Annotated in this window: 19 protein-coding genes and 1 pseudogene; 8 read left to right on the top strand and 12 right to left on the bottom strand. The window is 61.1% G+C overall.

Annotated features, from left to right (window positions below):
• Positions 1 to 5: 5 nt before the first annotated feature.
• From trpD to DCL27_RS09365, 3 genes and pseudogenes are all read right to left on the bottom strand, one after another.
• Complete coding sequence (gene trpD / locus DCL27_RS09375; RefSeq protein WP_005285255.1) at positions 6 to 1,022, bottom strand: anthranilate phosphoribosyltransferase; 1,017 nt, start codon at positions 1,020 to 1,022, stop codon at positions 6 to 8.
• The gene (locus DCL27_RS09370) at positions 1,013 to 1,645 is read right to left on the bottom strand and encodes a glutamine amidotransferase-related protein (RefSeq protein WP_035599107.1); all 633 of its coding nucleotides are present in this window, start codon (positions 1,643 to 1,645) and stop codon (positions 1,013 to 1,015) included. The genes trpD and DCL27_RS09370 overlap by 10 nt, the downstream gene beginning before the upstream one ends.
• A gap of 2 nt (positions 1,646 to 1,647) precedes the next feature.
• Positions 1,648 to 3,218, bottom strand: a pseudogene (locus DCL27_RS09365) (anthranilate synthase component 1).
• A gap of 346 nt (positions 3,219 to 3,564) precedes the next feature.
• On the opposite strand from DCL27_RS09365, the gene rnm reads away from it, so the two are divergent.
• The 3 genes from rnm to DCL27_RS09350 are packed head-to-tail and all read left to right on the top strand — an operon-like array spanning position 3,565 to position 5,398.
• Positions 3,565 to 4,476 (top strand): RNase RNM, encoded by a 912-nt coding sequence (rnm, locus tag DCL27_RS09360; RefSeq protein ID WP_035599101.1) that lies wholly within the window; start codon positions 3,565 to 3,567, stop codon positions 4,474 to 4,476.
• Complete coding sequence (locus tag DCL27_RS09355; RefSeq protein WP_005285265.1) at positions 4,473 to 5,093, top strand: L-threonylcarbamoyladenylate synthase; 621 nt, start codon at positions 4,473 to 4,475, stop codon at positions 5,091 to 5,093. Before rnm ends, DCL27_RS09355 begins: the two co-directional genes overlap by 4 nt.
• A gap of 53 nt (positions 5,094 to 5,146) precedes the next feature.
• Positions 5,147 to 5,398, top strand: coding sequence for a DUF2766 family protein (locus DCL27_RS09350; protein ID WP_005285267.1), 252 nt, complete (start codon positions 5,147 to 5,149; stop codon positions 5,396 to 5,398).
• Positions 5,399 to 5,581: 183 nt separating this feature from the next.
• On the opposite strand, the gene DCL27_RS09345 is transcribed toward DCL27_RS09350, so the two are convergent.
• The 6 genes from DCL27_RS09345 to DCL27_RS09320 form a co-directional block, all read right to left on the bottom strand.
• Entirely contained in the window at positions 5,582 to 6,280 is a 699-nt protein-coding gene (locus tag DCL27_RS09345) for an amino acid ABC transporter permease (protein ID WP_005285269.1), read from the bottom strand.
• Positions 6,281 to 6,342: 62 nt separating this feature from the next.
• Entirely contained in the window at positions 6,343 to 7,116 is a 774-nt protein-coding gene (locus tag DCL27_RS09340) for an amino acid ABC transporter substrate-binding protein (RefSeq protein ID WP_097363931.1), read from the bottom strand.
• Between the two features lie 180 nt (positions 7,117 to 7,296).
• Positions 7,297 to 8,412 (bottom strand): SLC13 family permease, encoded by a 1,116-nt coding sequence (locus DCL27_RS09335; RefSeq protein ID WP_047060007.1) that lies wholly within the window; start codon positions 8,410 to 8,412, stop codon positions 7,297 to 7,299.
• 12 nt (positions 8,413 to 8,424) lie between these two features.
• Entirely contained in the window at positions 8,425 to 8,820 is a 396-nt protein-coding gene (locus DCL27_RS09330) for a helix-turn-helix domain-containing protein (protein ID WP_005285277.1), read from the bottom strand.
• 48 nt (positions 8,821 to 8,868) lie between these two features.
• On the bottom strand, positions 8,869 to 9,096 hold the full coding sequence (locus tag DCL27_RS09325) for a DNA polymerase III subunit theta (RefSeq protein ID WP_005285279.1): 228 nt from the start codon (positions 9,094 to 9,096) through the stop codon (positions 8,869 to 8,871).
• A gap of 111 nt (positions 9,097 to 9,207) precedes the next feature.
• The gene (locus DCL27_RS09320) at positions 9,208 to 9,504 is read right to left on the bottom strand and encodes a hypothetical protein (protein WP_005285281.1); all 297 of its coding nucleotides are present in this window, start codon (positions 9,502 to 9,504) and stop codon (positions 9,208 to 9,210) included.
• A gap of 349 nt (positions 9,505 to 9,853) precedes the next feature.
• Between DCL27_RS09320 and rluB the strand changes: the two genes are divergently transcribed.
• The 3 genes from rluB to DCL27_RS09305 all read left to right on the top strand — a co-directional run bounded on the left by rluB (position 9,854) and on the right by DCL27_RS09305 (position 12,304).
• Entirely contained in the window at positions 9,854 to 10,729 is an 876-nt protein-coding gene (gene rluB / locus DCL27_RS09315; protein ID WP_005285286.1) for a 23S rRNA pseudouridine(2605) synthase RluB, read from the top strand.
• Between the two features lie 231 nt (positions 10,730 to 10,960).
• Positions 10,961 to 11,698, top strand: coding sequence for an adenosylcobinamide-GDP ribazoletransferase (gene cobS / locus DCL27_RS09310; protein WP_005285293.1), 738 nt, complete (start codon positions 10,961 to 10,963; stop codon positions 11,696 to 11,698).
• Between the two features lie 9 nt (positions 11,699 to 11,707).
• Positions 11,708 to 12,304 carry an adenosylcobalamin/alpha-ribazole phosphatase gene (locus DCL27_RS09305; RefSeq protein ID WP_035599095.1) on the top strand — a complete coding sequence of 199 codons (597 nt, stop codon included), beginning with the start codon at positions 11,708 to 11,710 and terminating at the stop codon, positions 12,302 to 12,304.
• A gap of 5 nt (positions 12,305 to 12,309) precedes the next feature.
• On the opposite strand, the gene cobO is transcribed toward DCL27_RS09305, so the two are convergent.
• Together cobO and DCL27_RS09295 are read right to left on the bottom strand one after the other, a co-directional pair.
• A complete protein-coding gene (gene cobO / locus DCL27_RS09300) occupies positions 12,310 to 12,900 on the bottom strand; it encodes a cob(I)yrinic acid a,c-diamide adenosyltransferase (protein ID WP_005285302.1) in 591 nt (196 codons plus the stop codon).
• A gap of 65 nt (positions 12,901 to 12,965) precedes the next feature.
• Entirely contained in the window at positions 12,966 to 13,748 is a 783-nt protein-coding gene (locus tag DCL27_RS09295) for a YciK family oxidoreductase (protein WP_050979605.1), read from the bottom strand.
• A 226-nt stretch (positions 13,749 to 13,974) separates the two neighbouring features.
• On the opposite strand from DCL27_RS09295, the gene sohB reads away from it, so the two are divergent.
• Entirely contained in the window at positions 13,975 to 15,021 is a 1,047-nt protein-coding gene (gene sohB, locus DCL27_RS09290; protein WP_035599136.1) for a protease SohB, read from the top strand.
• A 43-nt stretch (positions 15,022 to 15,064) separates the two neighbouring features.
• Here the strand turns inward: sohB and DCL27_RS09285 are convergent, their stop codons facing one another.
• A complete protein-coding gene (locus tag DCL27_RS09285; RefSeq protein ID WP_005285317.1) occupies positions 15,065 to 15,316 on the bottom strand; it encodes a YciN family protein in 252 nt (83 codons plus the stop codon).
• A gap of 399 nt (positions 15,317 to 15,715) precedes the next feature.
• Here DCL27_RS09285 and topA point away from each other — a divergent pair, with 399 nt between their 5' ends.
• Positions 15,716 to 18,316 (top strand): type I DNA topoisomerase, encoded by a 2,601-nt coding sequence (gene topA / locus DCL27_RS09280; protein ID WP_005285326.1) that lies wholly within the window; start codon positions 15,716 to 15,718, stop codon positions 18,314 to 18,316.
• Positions 18,317 to 18,398 lie beyond the last annotated feature (82 nt).

Below are 18,398 nucleotides of genomic sequence, written 5' to 3'. Positions count from 1 at the left end.
TAGTGTTAGCCGCGTGCGGCCAGGGCGGTGACATAGTGATAGGCGCGTCCACTGCGTAGCGTCTCCAGCGCCAGACGGGCGTTCTCCGCCAGATCGCGTCGACCGAATAGGCGCAGCAGTAGGGCGACGTTGGCGGCGACGGCGCTTTGATGGGCGCGCTCGCCGTTCCCCTGTAGCAGACGGGTCAGTAGGGTACGATTCTCCTCCGGCGCGCCGCCGCGTAACGCGCTCAGCGGGTAGGCGGGCAATGCGAAGTCCTCGGCGCTCAGTTGGTAATGGCGGAGGGTGCCGTCACATAGCTCGGCGACCTGGGTTGGCGCGTGCAGGGCAACCTCGTCCAGCCCGCCGCCGTGCACCACCGCCGCATGCCGGTAGCCTAGCTCGCGCAAACTCTCGGCCAGCGGTAAGACCAGCTCGGGGCTGTAGACGCCGATCAATGCGCGAGTCGGCCGGGCGGGGTTTACCAGCGGGCCGAGCAGATTGAAGATGGTGCGCGTCTTCAATTGTTGGCGTACCGGCATGGCGTGACGAAAGCCGCTGTGATAGTGCGGCGCGAACAGGAAGCAGAGCCCCAGTTCATCCAATGCCTGGCGTGCCGCCTCGGCGCTCATATCCAGGCGGATCCCCAGCGCCTGCAACACGTCGGACGATCCGCTTTGGCTGGAGACGCTCCGATTGCCGTGCTTGGCGATGCGTACGCCGCAGGCCGCGGCGACAAAGGCGCTGGCGGTGGAGATGTTGATGCTATTGCTGCCGTCGCCACCGGTGCCGACGATGTCGGCGAACTCATAGGAGGGACGGGGAAAGGGGTGTGCGTGCTCCAGCAGCGCCGTGGCGGCGCCCGCGATCTCTTCGGGGTGTTCGCCGCGCACTTTGAGGCTGATCAGGACCGCCGCCAGTTGGCTCGGTTCGAGCTGGCCGCGCATGATGGCGGTAAACAACTGTTGGCTCTCGGCGCGGCTGAGCACCTGGGCCTGGTACAGTTTCTCCACGATCTGTTGTTGCTGGGGGGTCAACGGCATGAGGCGGCCTCCATGGCGAGTGGGGTGACGGTTGGCGTAACGTAGGGGGCTTGCGCCCAGGCGAGGCTCTGCTCCAGCAGTTGTGCGCCGTGCGGAGTCAGCAGCGATTCGGGATGGAACTGAAAGCCACATACCCGATGACGATCGTGGCGTACCGCCATCACCATCTCCCCGGCTCGGGCGTTGACACACAGCGCGGCGGGGATCTGGCTCCCCACCAGCGAGTGATAACGCGCCACGGTTAAGGGGGTAGGCAATCCGGCGAACATCGCCTGGCCATCGTGTTCAATGGCGCAGGTGCGGCCATGTAGGATCTCGCTCGCCGGGCTGACCTGACCGCCGTAGTGTTGGACGATGGCCTGGTGGCCGAGGCAGATGCCGATGATCGGGAGGCGACCGCACTGGGCACGCAATAGGGCGGGCATGCAACCCGCCTCGGCGGGTGCGCCGGGACCGGGAGAGAGCATCAGGATCGGGCGAGTAAGCTCCGACAGGTGATGTTGCAGGGTCGCCAGGCTGACGCTATTGCGGTAGATCACCACCCGGTGACCGGCGCTCCGCAGTTGATCGACCAGGTTATAGGTGAAAGAGTCGACATTATCGAGCAACAGAATATCGGCCATCATCATGCTCCTTGTGCGTATTGGTCGGCGCCATGCGCCTGGAGGATGGCGTTGAGTACCGCCTTGGCCTTATTGCGCGTCTCCTCGGCCTCGGCCTGGGGCTGCGAGTCGAGTACCACACCGGCGCCAGCCTGTACGCTGGCGATGCCCTCTTCGACGTAGGCCGCGCGAATGACGATGCAGGTATCCAGATCACCGTGCGCCGTCATGTAACCGACGGCACCGCCGTAGCTACCGCGCCGCCGCGCTTCGCAGGCGGCGATCAGTTGCATGGCGCGGACCTTAGGCGCGCCACTCAGGGTGCCCATATTCATGCAGGCCTGATAGGCGTGTAGGGCATCGAGATCGGCGCGCAGGGTGCCGACGACTCGCGAAACCAGGTGCATCACCACGGAGTAACGGTCGACCTGGGTCAGCTCGGCGACGTAGCGCGAGCCGGGTTCACAGATGCGTGCCAGATCGTTGCGCGCCAGATCGACCAGCATCAGATGCTCCGCCAGCTCCTTGGGATCGGTGCGCATCTCCAGTTCGAGGCGGCCATCGAGATCGGTATCGAGGCGGCCATCGGCATGGCGCCCGCGCGGTCGGGTCCCGGCGATGGGATAGATTTCGATCTGTCGACTGTCGGCGTCGTACTTCAGCGCGCTCTCCGGCGACGCGCCAAATAGCGTGAAATCGCGATCCTGCATGAAGAACATGTACGGGCTGGGGTTACTCCGCTTCAACTGGCGGTAGGCCGCCAGCGGCGCGGGACAGGGCAGAGAGAAGCGGCGCGAGGGGACGACCTGGAAGATCTCGCCGGCGCGGATGGCTTGTTGGAGTGTGCGCACCATGTCCGCGAAGGCGGCATCATCCCGATCGACACTGACCGTCGGGGCCACGCCGATCGGCGCCGGACGGGGGGCGGCAGGTGTGTCAGCCTGCTCTGCAGCGTGGCTAGACGCTGGCTTAGCCGCCGCCGCTCGGCGGGGTCGGCGCTGAACAGACTGGCTTGTAAGCGGGCGCTGCCCTGGCGATGGTCGAGGATCAACAGACTCTCCGCCAGGTAGAAGCAGAAATCGGGGCAGCGCGGTCCCGCCGTGAGGGAGGGCAGCGCCTCGAAACCGGCGACCAGATCGTAGGCGAACAGGCCGCCGAGTAGCAGGGCTTCACGTTCGTCGGGCGGGGTCGGCAGCGTCGCGAGCAGTGCACGCAGGGCATCGAACACCGAGGGCGTGCGTAGCCGGCTCTCCTCGTCCACCTCGGCGCTGGGCGTCGGGAAGGTCAAGAGGCAACCTTGGGGTTGCTGCTGGCAAAGGAGGTCGGCGGGAAGCGTACGGTACAGGTGGGTCAACAGGGCGCAGCCGTTAGCGCTGAGGGCCTCTAGCGTCACCTGACGTCCTCGCGCGGTGATGCGTAAGGCGCTGTCGATGATCAACAGGCTTCTCAGATGGCGCTTGCTGGCGATCTCGGCGGATTCCAGTAATAGGGTGGCCGGGCGTTGGCCACACAACTGTTCGAAGGGCAGCGTCGGATCGGCGGTGTAGGCGGCGCGGCGCTGTAATACGGTAACGATGGGGTGACTCGAATGCATAACGGCGAATCCCTGGTGGTGATGGCGCTATGGGCATAAAAAAGCCCGCTTGATGCGGGCGGTGTTGGCATGGCAGAGAGACTCTGCCTATCAACCTACCGCCCAGGGGGGATTCGCGCGCCAGCCGCCGCAGAGGAGAGGAAAGTGTGCATCAAGCGTCATGGTCGACTCCAATCAGGTCATTAGTGAACTTGTGTACTAGTAAACTAGTTTAATGGTCTCGTGTCAACGGGATGGTGCATTTTTTCGTCATCTGTGGCGCCGGGCGTGCCTCCCACCGGGATTGGGTTAGTGCCATGGGGATTAACCCGCTATGATAGGGAGAGAAGTCAGAGAGTGGAGAGTCATGGTGTTAGCGCATGCCCCGGAGTCGCCTCCGGTTTTGTTTGACCTACATAGCCATACCCAGGCGTCGGATGGGCTACTGAGCCCCGAGGCGCTAGTGGCGCGCGCCGTGATGCGCGGCGTGAGCACGCTGGCTATCACCGATCACGATACGGTGGCGGGGATTGCGCCCGCCCGGCAGGCGATCGCCGCCCAGGGATTGCCGTTGACGTTGGTTGCTGGCGTGGAGATCTCCACCTTATGGGAACACCATGAGATCCATGTCGTCGGCCTCCAGGTGGACACGCGTAACCCGCAGTTGGTCGAGTTTTTGGCGTTGCAGTCGCAGCGGCGCGATGAGCGGGCCGCCGAGATGGGGCGGCGTCTGGCGCGCGCGCGGATTGAAGGTGCGCTGGAGGGAGCGCGGCGTCTGGCGCAGGGCGCACAGTTAACCCGCGGCCACTTCGCCCGTTATCTGGTGGAGCGCGGCTATGCGACTCGCTGTAGCGACGTGTTTAAACATTTCCTGGCGCGCGGTAAGACCGGCTATGTCCCGCCGTTGTGGGGGGACATGGCGGAGGCGGTAGCGGCGATCCATGCCGCAGGGGGTGTGGCGGTGCTGGCGCATCCCGGGCGTTATCGTCTCAGCGCTAAGTGGCTGAAGCGGCTATTGACCGCCTTCTGCGCCGCCAGCGGGGATGCGTTGGAGGTGGCGCAGTGCCAACAGCCGCCGCATGAGCGCCATCAGTTGGCGTTGCTGGCACGCCAGTTCTCCCTGCTGGCCTCGCAAGGCTCGGACTTCCATCAACCTACCCCCTATCTCGATTTGGGGCGTGCACTTTCCTTACCCGACGGGGCGATCCCCGTCTGGACGCATTGGGCTTTGGCGCCACTGGCTCCCCAACCCGGCGCGAGCTTACTGGAGGCGTTATGAGTCAATTATTTTATATCCACCCGGAGAATCCGCAGCCGCGGCTGATCAAACAGGTGGTCGACATCCTGCGTAAGGGCGGCGTGATCGTCTATCCGACGGACTCTGGCTACGCCTTGGGCTGTATGCTGGAAGAGAAAAACGCCATGGAGCGCATCTGTCGTATCCGGCGTATCGACAGTAATCATAACTTCACCTTGGTGTGTCGCGATCTCTCCGAGCTGTCGAGCTATGCCTTCGTCGACAATGCCGCGTTCCGCCTGTTGAAGAATAATACCCCGGGCGGCTACACCTTTATTCTTAAGGCGAGTAAAGAGGTGCCGCGTCGACTGATGAGTGAGAAGCGTAAGACCATCGGCTTGCGGGTGCCGTCGAATCCGATCGCGCAAGATCTGTTGGCTGAACTGGGGGAGCCGTTGATGTCGACGACCCTGATGTTGCCGGACAGTGAGTTCGCCGAGTCGGACCCCGAGGAGATCCAAGAGCGGCTGGGTAAATTGGTCGATCTGGTGATCCACGGCGGCTACCTGGGGCAGCAACCGACGACGGTGATCGATATGACGGACGATAATCCCCAGGTGGTGCGGGTCGGTTCCGGCGATCCCACCCCCTTTGAGTGAGGCCGCGGAGCATACCGTAGGCTTTGTTAACCCATGATGAACAAGGAAAAACCATGTCGCAGATGTTGACCGAAAGCGATGAATTGGCCTCCGATCTGGTGGCTTGCCAACTGGTGATTAAACAGATCCTGGATGTGATCGAGGTGATCGCGCCGGCAGAGGTACGCGCGAAGATGGCGCAGCAACTGAAGAGCATCGATTTTAATCAGCCAGGCATCGATGCGGTGACACAGCGCGGCGTGCAGAAGGCCATCGCCCTGATCGAGCTGAAGTTTAACCGTCAGGATGAGGTGGCTGCGCACTAAGGTGACGGCCTGCACAGTTTAACGCAAATAAATTGTTAAAAAAATGTAGTGTGATAATCTCTGTTTGTTGAATAATATCGACATAGAGTTTCTCATTGTGTATTAGCCCGCAGGCAGCGCCCGCGGGCTTTTTTTATGTCGTCAGTGGCCCTTACCGTTATCGTGTGGCGATCGGGTCTAGGGCTACTCATAGCGGCGGTAGTAACGCTCTAAGCGCAACTGCAACTTGCCGAGTAGGGTACTGAAGGCCAGGTAGATCAGCGCCGTCTCGCTGTAGATGATCAGCGGCTCGTAGTTCACGGCCACGATGCGCTGGGCGGCGAGGAACATCTCCGGCACGGTGATGACGGCGGCTAACGAGGTGTCCTTGAGCAGCGAGATAAAGGAGTTGGAGAGCGGCGGCAGACTGACGAAGACCGACTGCGGCAAAATGACCCGCCGCAGGGTCTGGCTGCTGCTCATCCCGATGGCGCTGGCCGCCTCCCACTGTCCGCGTGGTACCGACAGGATGGCGCCGCGCATGATCTCCGAGCTGTAGGCGCCGACGTTAAGTGTGAAGCCGATCAACGCGGCCGGGAAGGCGTCCAGGGTGATGCCGGCGCTCGGTAGGCCATAGAAGATCAGGAACAGTTGCACGAGCAGCGGAGTACCGCGGATCACCCAGACATAGAAGTCGGCGCAGACGCGTAGCGGCCAGACACCGTATAGACGGATTAAGGCGGTGGCCAGGCCCAGCAGGAGTCCCCCGGCAAAGGCGAGGAGTGCCAAGGGCACGGAGAAACGTAGCCCGGCAGAGAGCAGTGGCCAAAACGCCTCCACCACCGGTTGCAGCCAGGTGGGGTGGGGCAGCGTGTCGAGCAGTGGGGATAACCAAGCGGGCATGGGCAGACTCCGTGCATGATCCCGTCACGGGGACGGGATCGAGCGAGAAATGAGTGGTGAGGTTACTGGGAGACGTCGCTGCCGAAGTAACGCTGCGAGATAGTATGGTAGGTGCCATCGGCGCGGATCTCGCTCAGCGCCTGGTTCAGTGCCTGTACCAACTGCGGCTGATCCTTACGCACCAGGATGGCCGAGTCGGCGCCCTGTTCGGCGACGGCGACCACCTTGAGAGGCGCGTTCGGTTTATGCTGCCGGAAGTCGAGGTAGGAGAGGTTATCGTTGAGGGTGGCCGCCGCTCGCCCGCTGATCACCAACTCCAGTGACTGGTTAAAACCGTCGGTCGGTACCAACTCCGCGCCATACTTTTGCGCCAGTTTGGCATAGTTACTGGTCAGACTCTGCGCCGCCTTCTGGTCACGCAGATCGGCAAAGCTTTTGATCTGGGCGTTGTTGTCACGCACGATCAGCACCGCCTTCGAGGTGATGTAGGGATCGGAGAAGGCGAACTTAGCCTGACGTTCCGGGGTGATCCCCACCTGGTTGATTACCGCGTCGTAGCGCTTGGCCGACAGGCCGGCGATCAGCCCGTCCCAGCGTCCCTCGACAAACTCCGGCTTCACCCCCATCTTGGCGGCGACGGCACGGGCGATGTCCACATCGAAGCCGACCAGTTTGCCGCTGGCATCATGATAGGTATAGGGGGGATAGGTGCCTTCGGTGCCGAATTTAATGCTGCCAGCAGCCTGAATGGCTGCCAGTTCATTGCCGCTCTGAGCCAGTGCGCTGCCGCTGAGCAGGGTGAGGGCCAGTAATGCCCGTGCTGTTGTTTTCATCATAGTCCCGCCTCGTGTGTGATGGAGCGGCCGTGACTGGCCGATGACAGCAGACTAACCGATGCCGCACCGCCGGCTAAATCACATTGCGGGATTATTCATAACCAAATGGAATAACGCGACGCCGTATCGTGTCGACTCGATTCTCCGCGTCTCGGTTACGTCATGGCCGAAGGCGCGGGCTTAACGTAACCACCAACCGGCCAGCGCCGCCAGCAGCAGAGCGGGCAAACTATACAGATGAAATAGCCCCCAGATCCGGCGCTCTCCGGCCATGCGCAGGGCGATCAGGTTGGCCATCGAGCCAAGCGCCAACCCGAATCCACCGATGTTTACCGCGTAGGCGAGCGTCAGACTGGCGGGCTGGATCCCGAGCAACAGGATGGTGGCCGGCACATTGCTGATCGTCTGACTCAGGGCGATGGCGGAGAGATAGAGTGGGAGGCCTTGCATCGCCGCCGCCCGTTGGCTGAGGTCGGCCAGGGCGGGTAGACTGGTCAACAGGCGGACATCGATAAACATCGTGATGAACACCATCAGTAACGGCCAGTCGATGCGGCGTAGGGTCGTCGGCGCAAGGTAGAGTAAGGCGGCCAGCAGCACCGCCAACCCGGCGAGCGCTTGACCGGCATCGATGGCGATGATGAAGAACGGGTAGAGGGCGAGACAGCTCCCGAGTTGGCGCCGCCGTAGGTTACCTGCCGCGGTGAAGGTCGGCAGGCAGAGCTGGCGTCGCGGGGTGGTGAACAGGGTCAGCGTGAGCAGTAACACGCTGAGTAACGCCGCCAGCGGCAGCATGGCACCGGTGAAGGTCCAGAATCCCCAGCCAGAGTGGCCCCATAGCAGGATGTTTTGGGGATTGCCGATGGGGGTGAGCAGTGAGCCGACGTTGACCGCCAACGCCTCTAAAATGATCAGGCGCGTCACGGCCAGGTTAGCGAGTTTCTTCAGCGTCAGGGTCAGCGGAACCACGATAAACAGCGCCACATCGTTGGTCAGCAGCGCCGCCAGCGGTAGGGAGGCACCGACCAACAGTAGCGCGATGGCGCGTTCGCTGTGCAGGCGGGTGAGTAGGCGTCGTCCCAGCCAGTCGAAGTAGCCGCTACCTTCGATCCCTTTACTCAGCAGCAACAGGCCGGTCAGGGTGATGAGGGTGCGCCAGTCGATCCCCGCCGCCAGCTCGCGCGCGCTGAGTGAGCTGAAAGGTAATAATAGCGCGGCCAAGAGCAGTGGCAGACTCAGCAGGGGATCGCGCAGCAGCGTCAGTAGGCGTCCGATGACGCACCGGTAGCGTATCACGGTGTGTCGACGTCAGGCGCTTTGTACCGTCGCATACTGTTGATGCAACGGCGCGGGGGGGGTAAACGGTAAGTCGGCCAGCAGACGGTAACGGGTTGGTGTCACGCCGAAGTGTTTGCGGAACATATAGGTAAAGTGCGATTGCGAGGCAAAACCGTAACACAGTGCGATGTCGATGATGCCATCGTCACTATGACGTAAACGGCGTGCGGCACCGGTTAACTTACGCAGGCGGATGTAGCGCCCCAGCGATAGGCCGGTGGTTTCGCGGAAGATCTTCTGCATATGCCATAACGAGTAGCCGGAGTAACGCGCCAACTCATCCAGGTAGATATCGCGTCCCAGATGTTGCTCGATCCATTCGCTCAGGGCACAGACCAGAGCGGTGTTACGTTGTTGCTGTGTCATGGGGATTCCGCGCTGGGTGGAAGAGGACGCCCGAGCACCAGACGGGGATTAACGGCCGCCGTCGGGTTCGTAGGGCAGGGTGGCGAGCGACAGGGTGCGGTAATAGTGCAGACGCTCCCGAAAATAGCCGCGTAGCGCCTCGGGCTGCTCGCGCTCGACCTGTTCGGCGATCACCGGCATATGGTAACGCTCTTTGTAGGATACGCTCCCGGCGGCCAGATCGACATTGACGCGATCCATCTGCTCTTGGGATAGCGTGGCCAGATTAAAACTCATAACAGCCTCCTCTCGATATCGGGCTATTATTTCAGAATTTAGCGCTGGGAAAAAGGGTCGCAGGGGAGCGGGCCGTGCCCGCCCGGTCAACCGGGCGGTGGAATCAGGGGATCAGAAGGGATTCGAGTGGCGTGGCCCGCGCATAATCGGGCGACGTGGGCGGAACAGGGCGAGTAGCCCGCCGATCAGGGCAACGCTTAGCGCCACCAGATTGAATAGCAAGAAACCGGCCATCAGCAGGCTCATCATCAACACGGCACTCAGCAGCATTACGGCCTGGCGCAGCTTGCCTTCCAGCCCCATCTTGCGCGATTGACGCGCCAGATACATCCGCCAGTACTGCATCTGCTGCTGGAAGAAGGTACGCAGACGGCTGGTGGTGGAGGTGGTAGAAGAAACGTCGGTCATAGAAACTCCTTTAATTCCTACAGGATTTCCGCAGGATGGATGCAGCCTACGCGATCTGGGCCGCGGAGGCCCAGCGGATTTAGGCAATTTTACGCCCCTGACAAAACCTGACATGGCCGCCGGGATCGCGAGCTATTACAACAGCCGGATCTTAAGGATTGCTTAGGGCGGCGGACTTTTTCCTCGCTGGCAAATTATTCACGGCATATATCCCGATTTCGTGTAAAATAAGCGCCCGCGTCAGGCCAGGGCTGCGGCCCAGCGCGCTGAACGCCTGTTTTAGCATCGGTCGCCACGGCGGCCGGTCGACAATAACGACGCCTGTGAAGGCGACAGCTGAGGTTGCTCAATGAGCGAAAAATTACAGAAGGTTCTTGCCCGCGCCGGTCATGGCTCCCGTCGTGAAATCGAGGCGTTGATCAAAGAGGGGCGCGTGAGTGTGGACGGTAAACTGGCCACGCTGGGTGACCGCGTGGAGGTCACCGCCAACATGAAGATCCGCGTCGATGGCCGCGTCGTCTCCATCCGCGAATCCGAACAAGAGATCTGCCGTGTTCTGGCCTACTACAAACCGGAGGGTGAGCTGTGTACCCGCCGCGATCCGGAAGGTCGTCCGACGGTGTTTGACCGCCTGCCCCGCCTGCGTGGCTCCCGCTGGATCGCCGTCGGGCGTCTGGATATTAACACCTCCGGTCTGCTGCTGTTTACCACCGATGGCGAGTTGGCAAACCGCCTGATGCACCCGAGCCGCGAGGTTGAGCGTGAGTATGCGGTGCGCGTCTTCGGTCAGGTGGACGAGGATAAGCTGCGTCAGCTTAGCCGCGGTGTTCAGTTGGAAGATGGCCCGGCCAGCTTCAAGAGCATCAGCTTCCAGGGCGGCGAAGGGTTGAACCAATGGTACAACGTGACGCTGACGGAAGGGCGTAACCGTGAGGTGCGTCGCCTGTGGGAGGCCGTCGGCGTGCAGGTCAGTCGTCTGATCCGCGTCCGTTATGGCGATCTGACCCTGCCGAAGGGCTTGCCGCGTGGCGGCTGGCAGGAGCTGCCGTTGGAGAACATTAACTACCTGCGTGAGTTGGTGGAACTGAAGGCCGAGAGCACCAGCAAGCTGCCGGTGGAGCGCGAGCGTCGCCGCATGAAGGCGAACCAGATCCGGCGAGCCGTCAAGCGTCACAGCCAGCACGGTAGCTCGAGCCGTCGCGCCCCGGCCGCCAAACGCGGTTAAGCGTCACAGAGACCGTTTCATCGTAGATAACCGCTCCTCGGAGCGGTTTTTTTATCGCGCGTGGATGGCCTTCGCTCGGCCCGTTGCCGATTTTGCTTAGCCTGGGCTGGCATCACGCGCAGAAAGTGGTATTACTATTGGGGTATCAGTACGTTATTAGATCGTGTCCCGGCGCCGTTGGCGTGACGTCAGGTACGATGCTTTCCCTTTTTACGGACGACTCGACGGACAATGAAACTTTTCCTGGCGACCTTGCAGTTTATGACCCGCATCCCGGTCTCTCCACGTTGTAGCGATGACCTGGCGCTGAGCGACTATCCGCGCGGCATTATTTACTTTCCCTTTGTTGGCCTGCTGGTCGGGGTAATCAGTGCGTTGGCCTATGGCGTGTTGGCGACCACCTATGGCAGTTGGCTGGGGGCGGTGGCGGCGGTATTGGCCAGCGCGCTGGTGACCGGCGCCTTTCATCTTGACGGCCTGGCCGATACCTGTGATGGGTTGTTCTCCGCCCGCCCGCGCGATCGCATGTTGGAGATCATGCGGGACAGCCGTATCGGCACCAATGGTACGCTGGCGTTGATCTTCGTGATCCTGATGGAGGTGGTGTTGATCCAGCGTCTGGCGGGGTCGTCGTTGCATATCTACGCCGTGCTGGTGGCTCTGCCGCTGGTGAGTCGCACCCTGCTGGCGGTGATGATGTACCGCCAGCGTTACGCGCGCGAGAGCGGCATGGGGAATCTGTATATCGGCAAGATCAGCGGTAGCCACTACGCCTTGACCTTGGCGATCGGCCTGCTGCTAACCTTTGGCCTGCTGCATTGGCAGGGGTTGCTGGCCTTCTTCATCGCCTACCTGTTCGCCCTGATTTACCGCGCCTTCATTAACATGCGTCTGGGTGGGCAGACGGGGGATACGCTGGGCGCCGCCAATGAGTTGTCTGCGTTGGTATTCCTGTTGGCATTGTACTGAGGCGTGGCGATGGAACTGTATCTGGTGCGTCATGGTCAGACTCAAGCTAACCTGGATGGCGTCTACTGCGGGCGCAGTAATCTGCCGCTGACGGCGCAAGGGCAGCTGCAGGCACAGGCGGTCGCGCGCCAGTTACAGGGGGTGGCGTTCGACGTCGCCTATGCCAGTCGCCTGTTGCGTACCCAACAAACCTTGCGGCCGATCATCGGTGAGCAGGGCGCCTTCCATGTGCACGCGGGGTTGGATGAGATGGATTTCGGTGACTGGGAGCTGCGTCATCACCGCGATCTGGCGCGTGAGCAGAGCGCGGCCTACCAGGCGTGGTGCGATGACTGGCGGCATGCCGCGCCGCCGCAGGGGGAGAGCTTCACGGCTTTCAGCGCACGGGTGACGGCGACGCTCGACGAGTTGGTGGTGCGTCACGCCGGACAGCGGGTGCTGCTGGTCGCCCATCAGGGGGTGCTGGCGCTGTTGTGCGCCCATCTGTTGGGGATGGCGGCGGATCAGATGTGGCATTTCACCTTTGCTCAAGGTTGCCATAGCCTGATCTCCATCGATCACGACTTCGCGCTACTGCGCCGCCTTAACGACCGTGGCGTCGGCTGAGGTGGTTACCAGTCGATGCCTTTCTGCGCCTTGATACCGGCGTTGAAGGCATGCTTTTCTGGGCGGATTTCACTCACCGTATCCGCCAAGGCGATCAGATCGCGGTGGCAGGCCCGTCCGGTGATGATCACCGACTGATGGGGGGGACGGGCACGTAACGCGGCAACGACCTCCTCCAGCGGCAGATAATGGTAACTGACCATGTAGGTCAGCTCATCCAATACCACCAGATCGAGATGCGGGTCGGCCAGCATGCGTTGCGCGTGGTGCCAGACCTGCTCGGCGGCCTCGATGTCCGCCTGCCGATCTTGAGTCTCCCAGGTGAAGCCGCTGGCCATCACCTGGAATTCGACGCCGTGTGGCTCGAGTAGGTTGCGTTCACCATTCTCCCAGGTGCCCTTGATAAACTGTGCGACGGCGGCCCGTTTACCATGGCCGACGCTACGGGCGACGGTGCCGAAAGCGGCGCTACTTTTTCCCTTGCCGTTGCCGGTGAAGATGATCACGATACCGCGCTCCTCACGGGCGGCGGCGATGCGGGCATCCACCTTCTCTTTCAGGCGTTGCTGGCGCTGCTGGTGGCGCTGTTGATCCATCCTCGACTCCTTAACGTAATGTGATGAGCTGGTCGCCCCACGCTCAATGGCGGGGCGCGGGGCCGTTAGCCGGCTCGACCGGGACGACGGCCGGGTTGGGCGTCCAGGCTACGACCATGTACGTTTTGGCTATCATCTCCCATCAGGTAGAGATACAGCGGCATGATCTGCGCCGGGGTGAGCAGGGTGTGGGGATCCTCATCGGGATAGGCGCTGGCGCGCATGGCGGTCCGCGTCGCCCCCGGGTTGATGGCGTTGACCCGCACCGAACTGGCCGCGAGCTCCTCGGCCCAGACCTGCATCATGCCCTCGGTGGCGAACTTCGAGACGGCGTAGGCCCCCCAACCGGCGCGACCCTGGCGGCCAACGCTGGAGCTGGTGAAGATGAGCGAGGCGCGGGGGGCGCGCTGCAACAGCGGCAGCAGATCGCGCGTCAACAGGAATTGGGTGTTGACGTTGACCTGCATCACCGCCTGCCATTGGTCATAATCTTGTTGCGCCAATGGCGCGATGTCACCCAACAGGCCGGCGCTGTGCAGCAGGCCGTCCAGTCGATCGACGCGTTGACCGAGATCCGCGACCAGCGCTCGGCTCTGCGCCTCATTCAGGGTCAGCAGATCGCAACGGATGAGATGGGGACGTGGCGCCCCTTCGGCGACGATCTGCTGCGCCAGCGTCTCTAATCGTGTGCCATCGCGCCCCAGCAGGATCAGTTGCGCACCGTGGCGGGCATAGCTGAGCGCGGCTTCACGGCCAATGCCGGCGCTGGCACCCGTCACCAGAATGATACGATCCTGTAACAGATCGGCGGGGGCAAGGTAGGCTTGGCCCGGCAGGGAAACGGTCATGGTAAGCTCCGAATACGGGAACAATGGCAGATCTATAGCCCGTCGCTCGGTCTCGGGTCAACGAGAATCGCGTTTGCGGCGTGCGCTTGGCGGATTTACAAGCTGTTTACCTGACAAGACTTGCTATTTTACGGCGTCCCCTTAGTCTGTGTGGCGTACGTGATGCGTATCCCGTGGCACGGGGGCGCTCAGTGGTATTAACAGCATGATGAACAAGGCGGTGAGTGTGGAGTGGTTATCCTTATATAGCCTGTTTTTGGCCAAGGCGGCGACGCTGCTGGTGGCTGTGGCGGCGTTGGTGTTATTGGTGCTCGGGTTACGTCAGCGCCAAGGGCATGGCGGCGGTGAGCTGCAACTGACGGATCTGGGCGAACAGTACCGTGAGATGCAGCGCAACATGCGTAGCGCCCGCCTACAGGGAGCCGCATTGAAACAGTGGCGCCGTTTGCAGAAGAAGGTGGCGAAGGCCGAGGAGAAACAGCGTAAGGCGGAGGCGCGAGGGGGATTGTTGGCCGCCGAGAAGCCCTGCATCTACGTGCTGGACTTTAAGGGCAGCATGGATGCTCACGAAGTGACTTCGCTGCGTGAGGAGATCAGCGCGGTATTGGCGGTCGCCGGCCCCCAGGATAGTGTGTTACTGCGCCTGGAAAGCCCCGGCGGGGTAGTGCATGGCTATGGGCTGGCGGCTTCGCAGCTACAGCGCCTGCGTCAGGCCGGCGTGCGTCTGACGGTGGCGGTGGATAAGGTGGCGGCCAGCGGCGGTTACATGATGGCCTGTGTCGCCGATCGCATCGTGGCGGCGCCCTTCGCCATCATCGGCTCGATCGGTGTCGTGGCGCAGATCCCTAACTTTAACCGTTGGTTAAAGAAGAATGATGTCGATGTCGAGCTGCATACCGCCGGTGAGTTTAAGCGCACCCTGACGCTCTTCGGCGAAAACACCGAGGCGGGGCGCGAGAAGTTTTGCCAGGAGCTGGATGAGACGCATCGTTTATTTAAGCAGTTCGTCCAGCGTCAGCGGCCATCGCTGGATGTCGATGCGGTGGCGACGGGTGAGCATTGGTACGGTGAGCAGGCGTTGGAGAAGGGGTTGGTGGATGAGTTGAGCACCAGCGATGATCTGCTCATTGCCGAGATGGAGCAGGCCGAGGTGATCGCGGTGCGTTATATGCGCCGTAAGGGGCTGATGGCTCGCATGGGCATGGCGGCGGCACAAGGGGCGGATAGCCTGCTGCTGCGTTGGTGGCAGCGTGGTCAGCGCCCCTTACCCTAAGGCATGGCATTCGGCGCGCCCAAAGGGCGCGCCAGAGTGGACATCAATCGGCCAGATGGTATTTTTCTGACAGCGTGTGAGCCAGGTGTTTGAACATGTTGAAGGCTGCGGTACTCTTCGGCGTCGGTAGCCCATCCTTATCCAAGAAAAACTCGCCACGAAAGACGAGCACATTCCCTTTCTGTTCGACGTCGGTAGCCACCATTCCCTGCATGTAATCTTCGTGATCGCGGATGATCTGATTGGCCTCGGCCAACAGTTGTTCGCGGGTGATCGGGGCAGTTTCATACAACATCTTTTTCTCTCCAACTGATACTTTTGGCTTATTTTACCCTGTCAGACGGGAGCGGCAAGAGGGGGATAGGATGGGGGAAAATTGGTAAAAATGTGCGGAGCGTGCTAATTAGGTTGCGTGGCGCTGACGATCGGGTAGAGTGAGGCACTTCTTGATTCTGACGGAATCTCTTGTTTACACTCTGCGCGCATCGCTTGCTGTGCCGCGGAGGGCGTAAGCGAAATATTGCGCTAGATCAGCGAATTGAGCTGTGTCTGCACAACGATGAGGCGTTTAGGACGGTGAGTCTTGATCTCTGCTGTGCCTGTCGCAATATAAAAAAGAATTCTATACAGTGCCGGTTTAATGGCGAATTAAAGGCTTCTGGCAACAGAAGGATGCATTCAGGTAAAGAGAATTATGGGTAAAGCTCTCGTTATAGTTGAGTCCCCGGCAAAGGCCAAAACCATAAATAAGTATCTCGGCAATGACTACGTGGTGAAGTCCAGCGTCGGTCATATCCGCGATTTGCCGACCAGTGGCTCAGCCAGTAAGAAGGGCGCTGCCTCGACCGACGACAAAACCAAGACCAAGGTCAAGAAGAACGAGCGCGATGCGCTGGTCAATCGCATGGGGGTCGACCCTTATCACGACTGGCAGGCGCATTACGAAATTCTGCCGGGCAAAGAGAAGGTGGTCGCGGAGCTAAAGTCTCTGGCCGAAAAAGCTGACCACATCTATCTGGCAACCGACTTGGACCGCGAAGGGGAGGCCATCGCCTGGCATCTGCGTGAGGTGATCGGCGGCGATGATGGGCGCTATAGCCGCGTGGTGTTTAACGAAATTACCAAGAACGCTATCCAGCAAGCCTTTAGCCATCCTGGCGAACTGAATATCGATCGCGTCAACGCCCAGCAGGCGCGCCGTTTTATGGATCGCGTGGTCGGTTATATGGTGTCGCCGCTGCTGTGGAAGAAGGTCGCGCGCGGCCTCTCTGCGGGGCGTGTACAGTCGGTGGCTGTGCGGTTGATCGTTGAGCGGGAGCGGGAGATTAAGGCGTTTGTGCCGGAAGAGTATTGGGAGTTACGCGCCGATCTCGCCGTCGGTGCCGAGACGAACTTCCAGGCTCAAGTGACCCACTGCAACGATAAACCGTTTAAACCGGTCAATGCGCAACAGAGCCAGGCGGCCGTTAGCGCGTTGGAACATGCCCGTTTCGTGGTGCGTGAACGGGAAGATAAACCGACCAGCAGCAAGCCATCGGCCCCCTTTATCACCTCGACGCTACAACAAGCCGCCAGTACGCGTTTGGGCTTCGGGGTGAAGAAGACCATGATGATGGCACAGCGTCTGTATGAAGCGGGCTACATCACCTATATGCGTACCGACTCGACCAACCTGAGCCAGGACGCCCTGAATATGGTGCGCGCCTATATCGGCGACAACTTCGGTGCCGAGTATCTGCCCGCGCAGGCTAACGTCTATGCCAGCAAGGATAACTCGCAGGAGGCGCACGAGGCGATCCGTCCATCCGATGTGAAGGTCTCCGCCGACGACCTTAAGGGGATGGAAGACGACGCGCTGAAACTGTACCAACTGATCTGGCGTCAGTTCGTGGCCTGCCAGATGACGCCGGCCAAATATGATGCCAGCACCATTACCGTACAGGCGGCGGATTACACCCTGAAGGCGCGTGGGCGTACCCTGCGCTTCGACGGTTGGACACGGGTGTTGCCGCAGCTGCGTAAGGGCGACGAGGATCGGACGCTGCCAGCGGTGGAGAGCGGGCGGGCACTCGACCTGTTGCAGCTGCAACCCAGCCAACACTTTACCAAGCCGCCGGCTCGATTCAGCGAGGCCTCGTTGGTGCGCGAGTTGGAGAAGCGTGGCATCGGTCGCCCGTCGACCTATGCCGCCATCATCTCCACCATTCAGGATCGCGGCTATGTGCGCACCGATAATCGTCGTTTTTACGCCGAGAAGATGGGGGAGATCGTCACCGATCGCCTGGAAGAGAACTTCCGCGAATTGATGAGTTACGACTTCACCGCCCACATGGAAGATGGCTTGGATCGGGTTGCCAATGCCCAGGCCGACTGGCGCGGCGTGCTCGATGGTTTCTTTAGTGACTTCAGCCAGCAGCTTGAGGTCGCGGAGAAGACGCCGGAAGAGGGGGGAATGCGCCCCAATCCGATGGTATTAACCAGCATCGCCTGCCCGACCTGCGAGCGTGCGATGGGGATCCGTACCGCCAGCACCGGGGTATTCCTCGGCTGCTCCGGTTATGCGCTGCCGCCGAAGGAGCGTTGCAAGACCACCATCAATCTGATCCCCGAGGCCGAAGTCCTCAACGTGCTAGAGGGCGAGGACGCCGAGACCAATGCGCTACGCGCTAAGCGGCGTTGTCCGAAGTGTGGCACGGCGATGGACAGCTATCTGATCGATAACCATCGTAAGTTGCATGTCTGCGGTAATAACCCGGCGTGTGACGGTTACGAGGTGGAAGAGGGCGAGTTCCGCATCAAAGGGTATGATGGCCCGGTGGTGGAGTGCGATAAGTGCGGGGCCGAGATGCACCTGAAGATGGGGCGTTTCGGTAAGTATATGGGTTGCACCAACGAAGCCTGTAAGAATACCCGCAAGATCCTGCGTAACGGTGAGGTGGCGCCGCCGAAGGAGGATCCGGTGCCGTTGCCGGAGCTGGCGTGCGAGAAGTCCGACGCCTACTTCGTATTACGCGATGGTGCCGCCGGGGTATTCCTGGCCGCCAATACCTTCCCTAAATCGCGCGAGACCCGCGCGCCGTTAGTGGCGGAGCTGTTCCGTTTCCGCGATCGCCTGCCGGAGAAACTGCGCTATCTGGCCGATGCGCCGCAGCAGGATGAACACGGCAATCCGACGCTGGTGCGCTTTAGTCGTAAGACTAAGCAACAGTATGTCTCCAGCGAGAAAGAGGGCAAGGCTACCGGTTGGAGCGCCTTCTTCGTCGATGGCAAGTGGGTCGAGAGCGAGAAGAAGTAAATCGTACCGACTGAATGCATTATGATGCCGGCCTTGGGCCGGCATTTTTTGTCTAGGTGTGTGGGTGCGTGCTGGAGGAGAG

The sequence above is a fragment of the Edwardsiella tarda ATCC 15947 = NBRC 105688 genome (assembly GCF_003113495.2).
GTDB lineage: Bacteria > Pseudomonadota > Gammaproteobacteria > Enterobacterales > Enterobacteriaceae > Edwardsiella > Edwardsiella tarda.
This window is presented reverse-complemented; position numbering and strand designations above follow the sequence as displayed.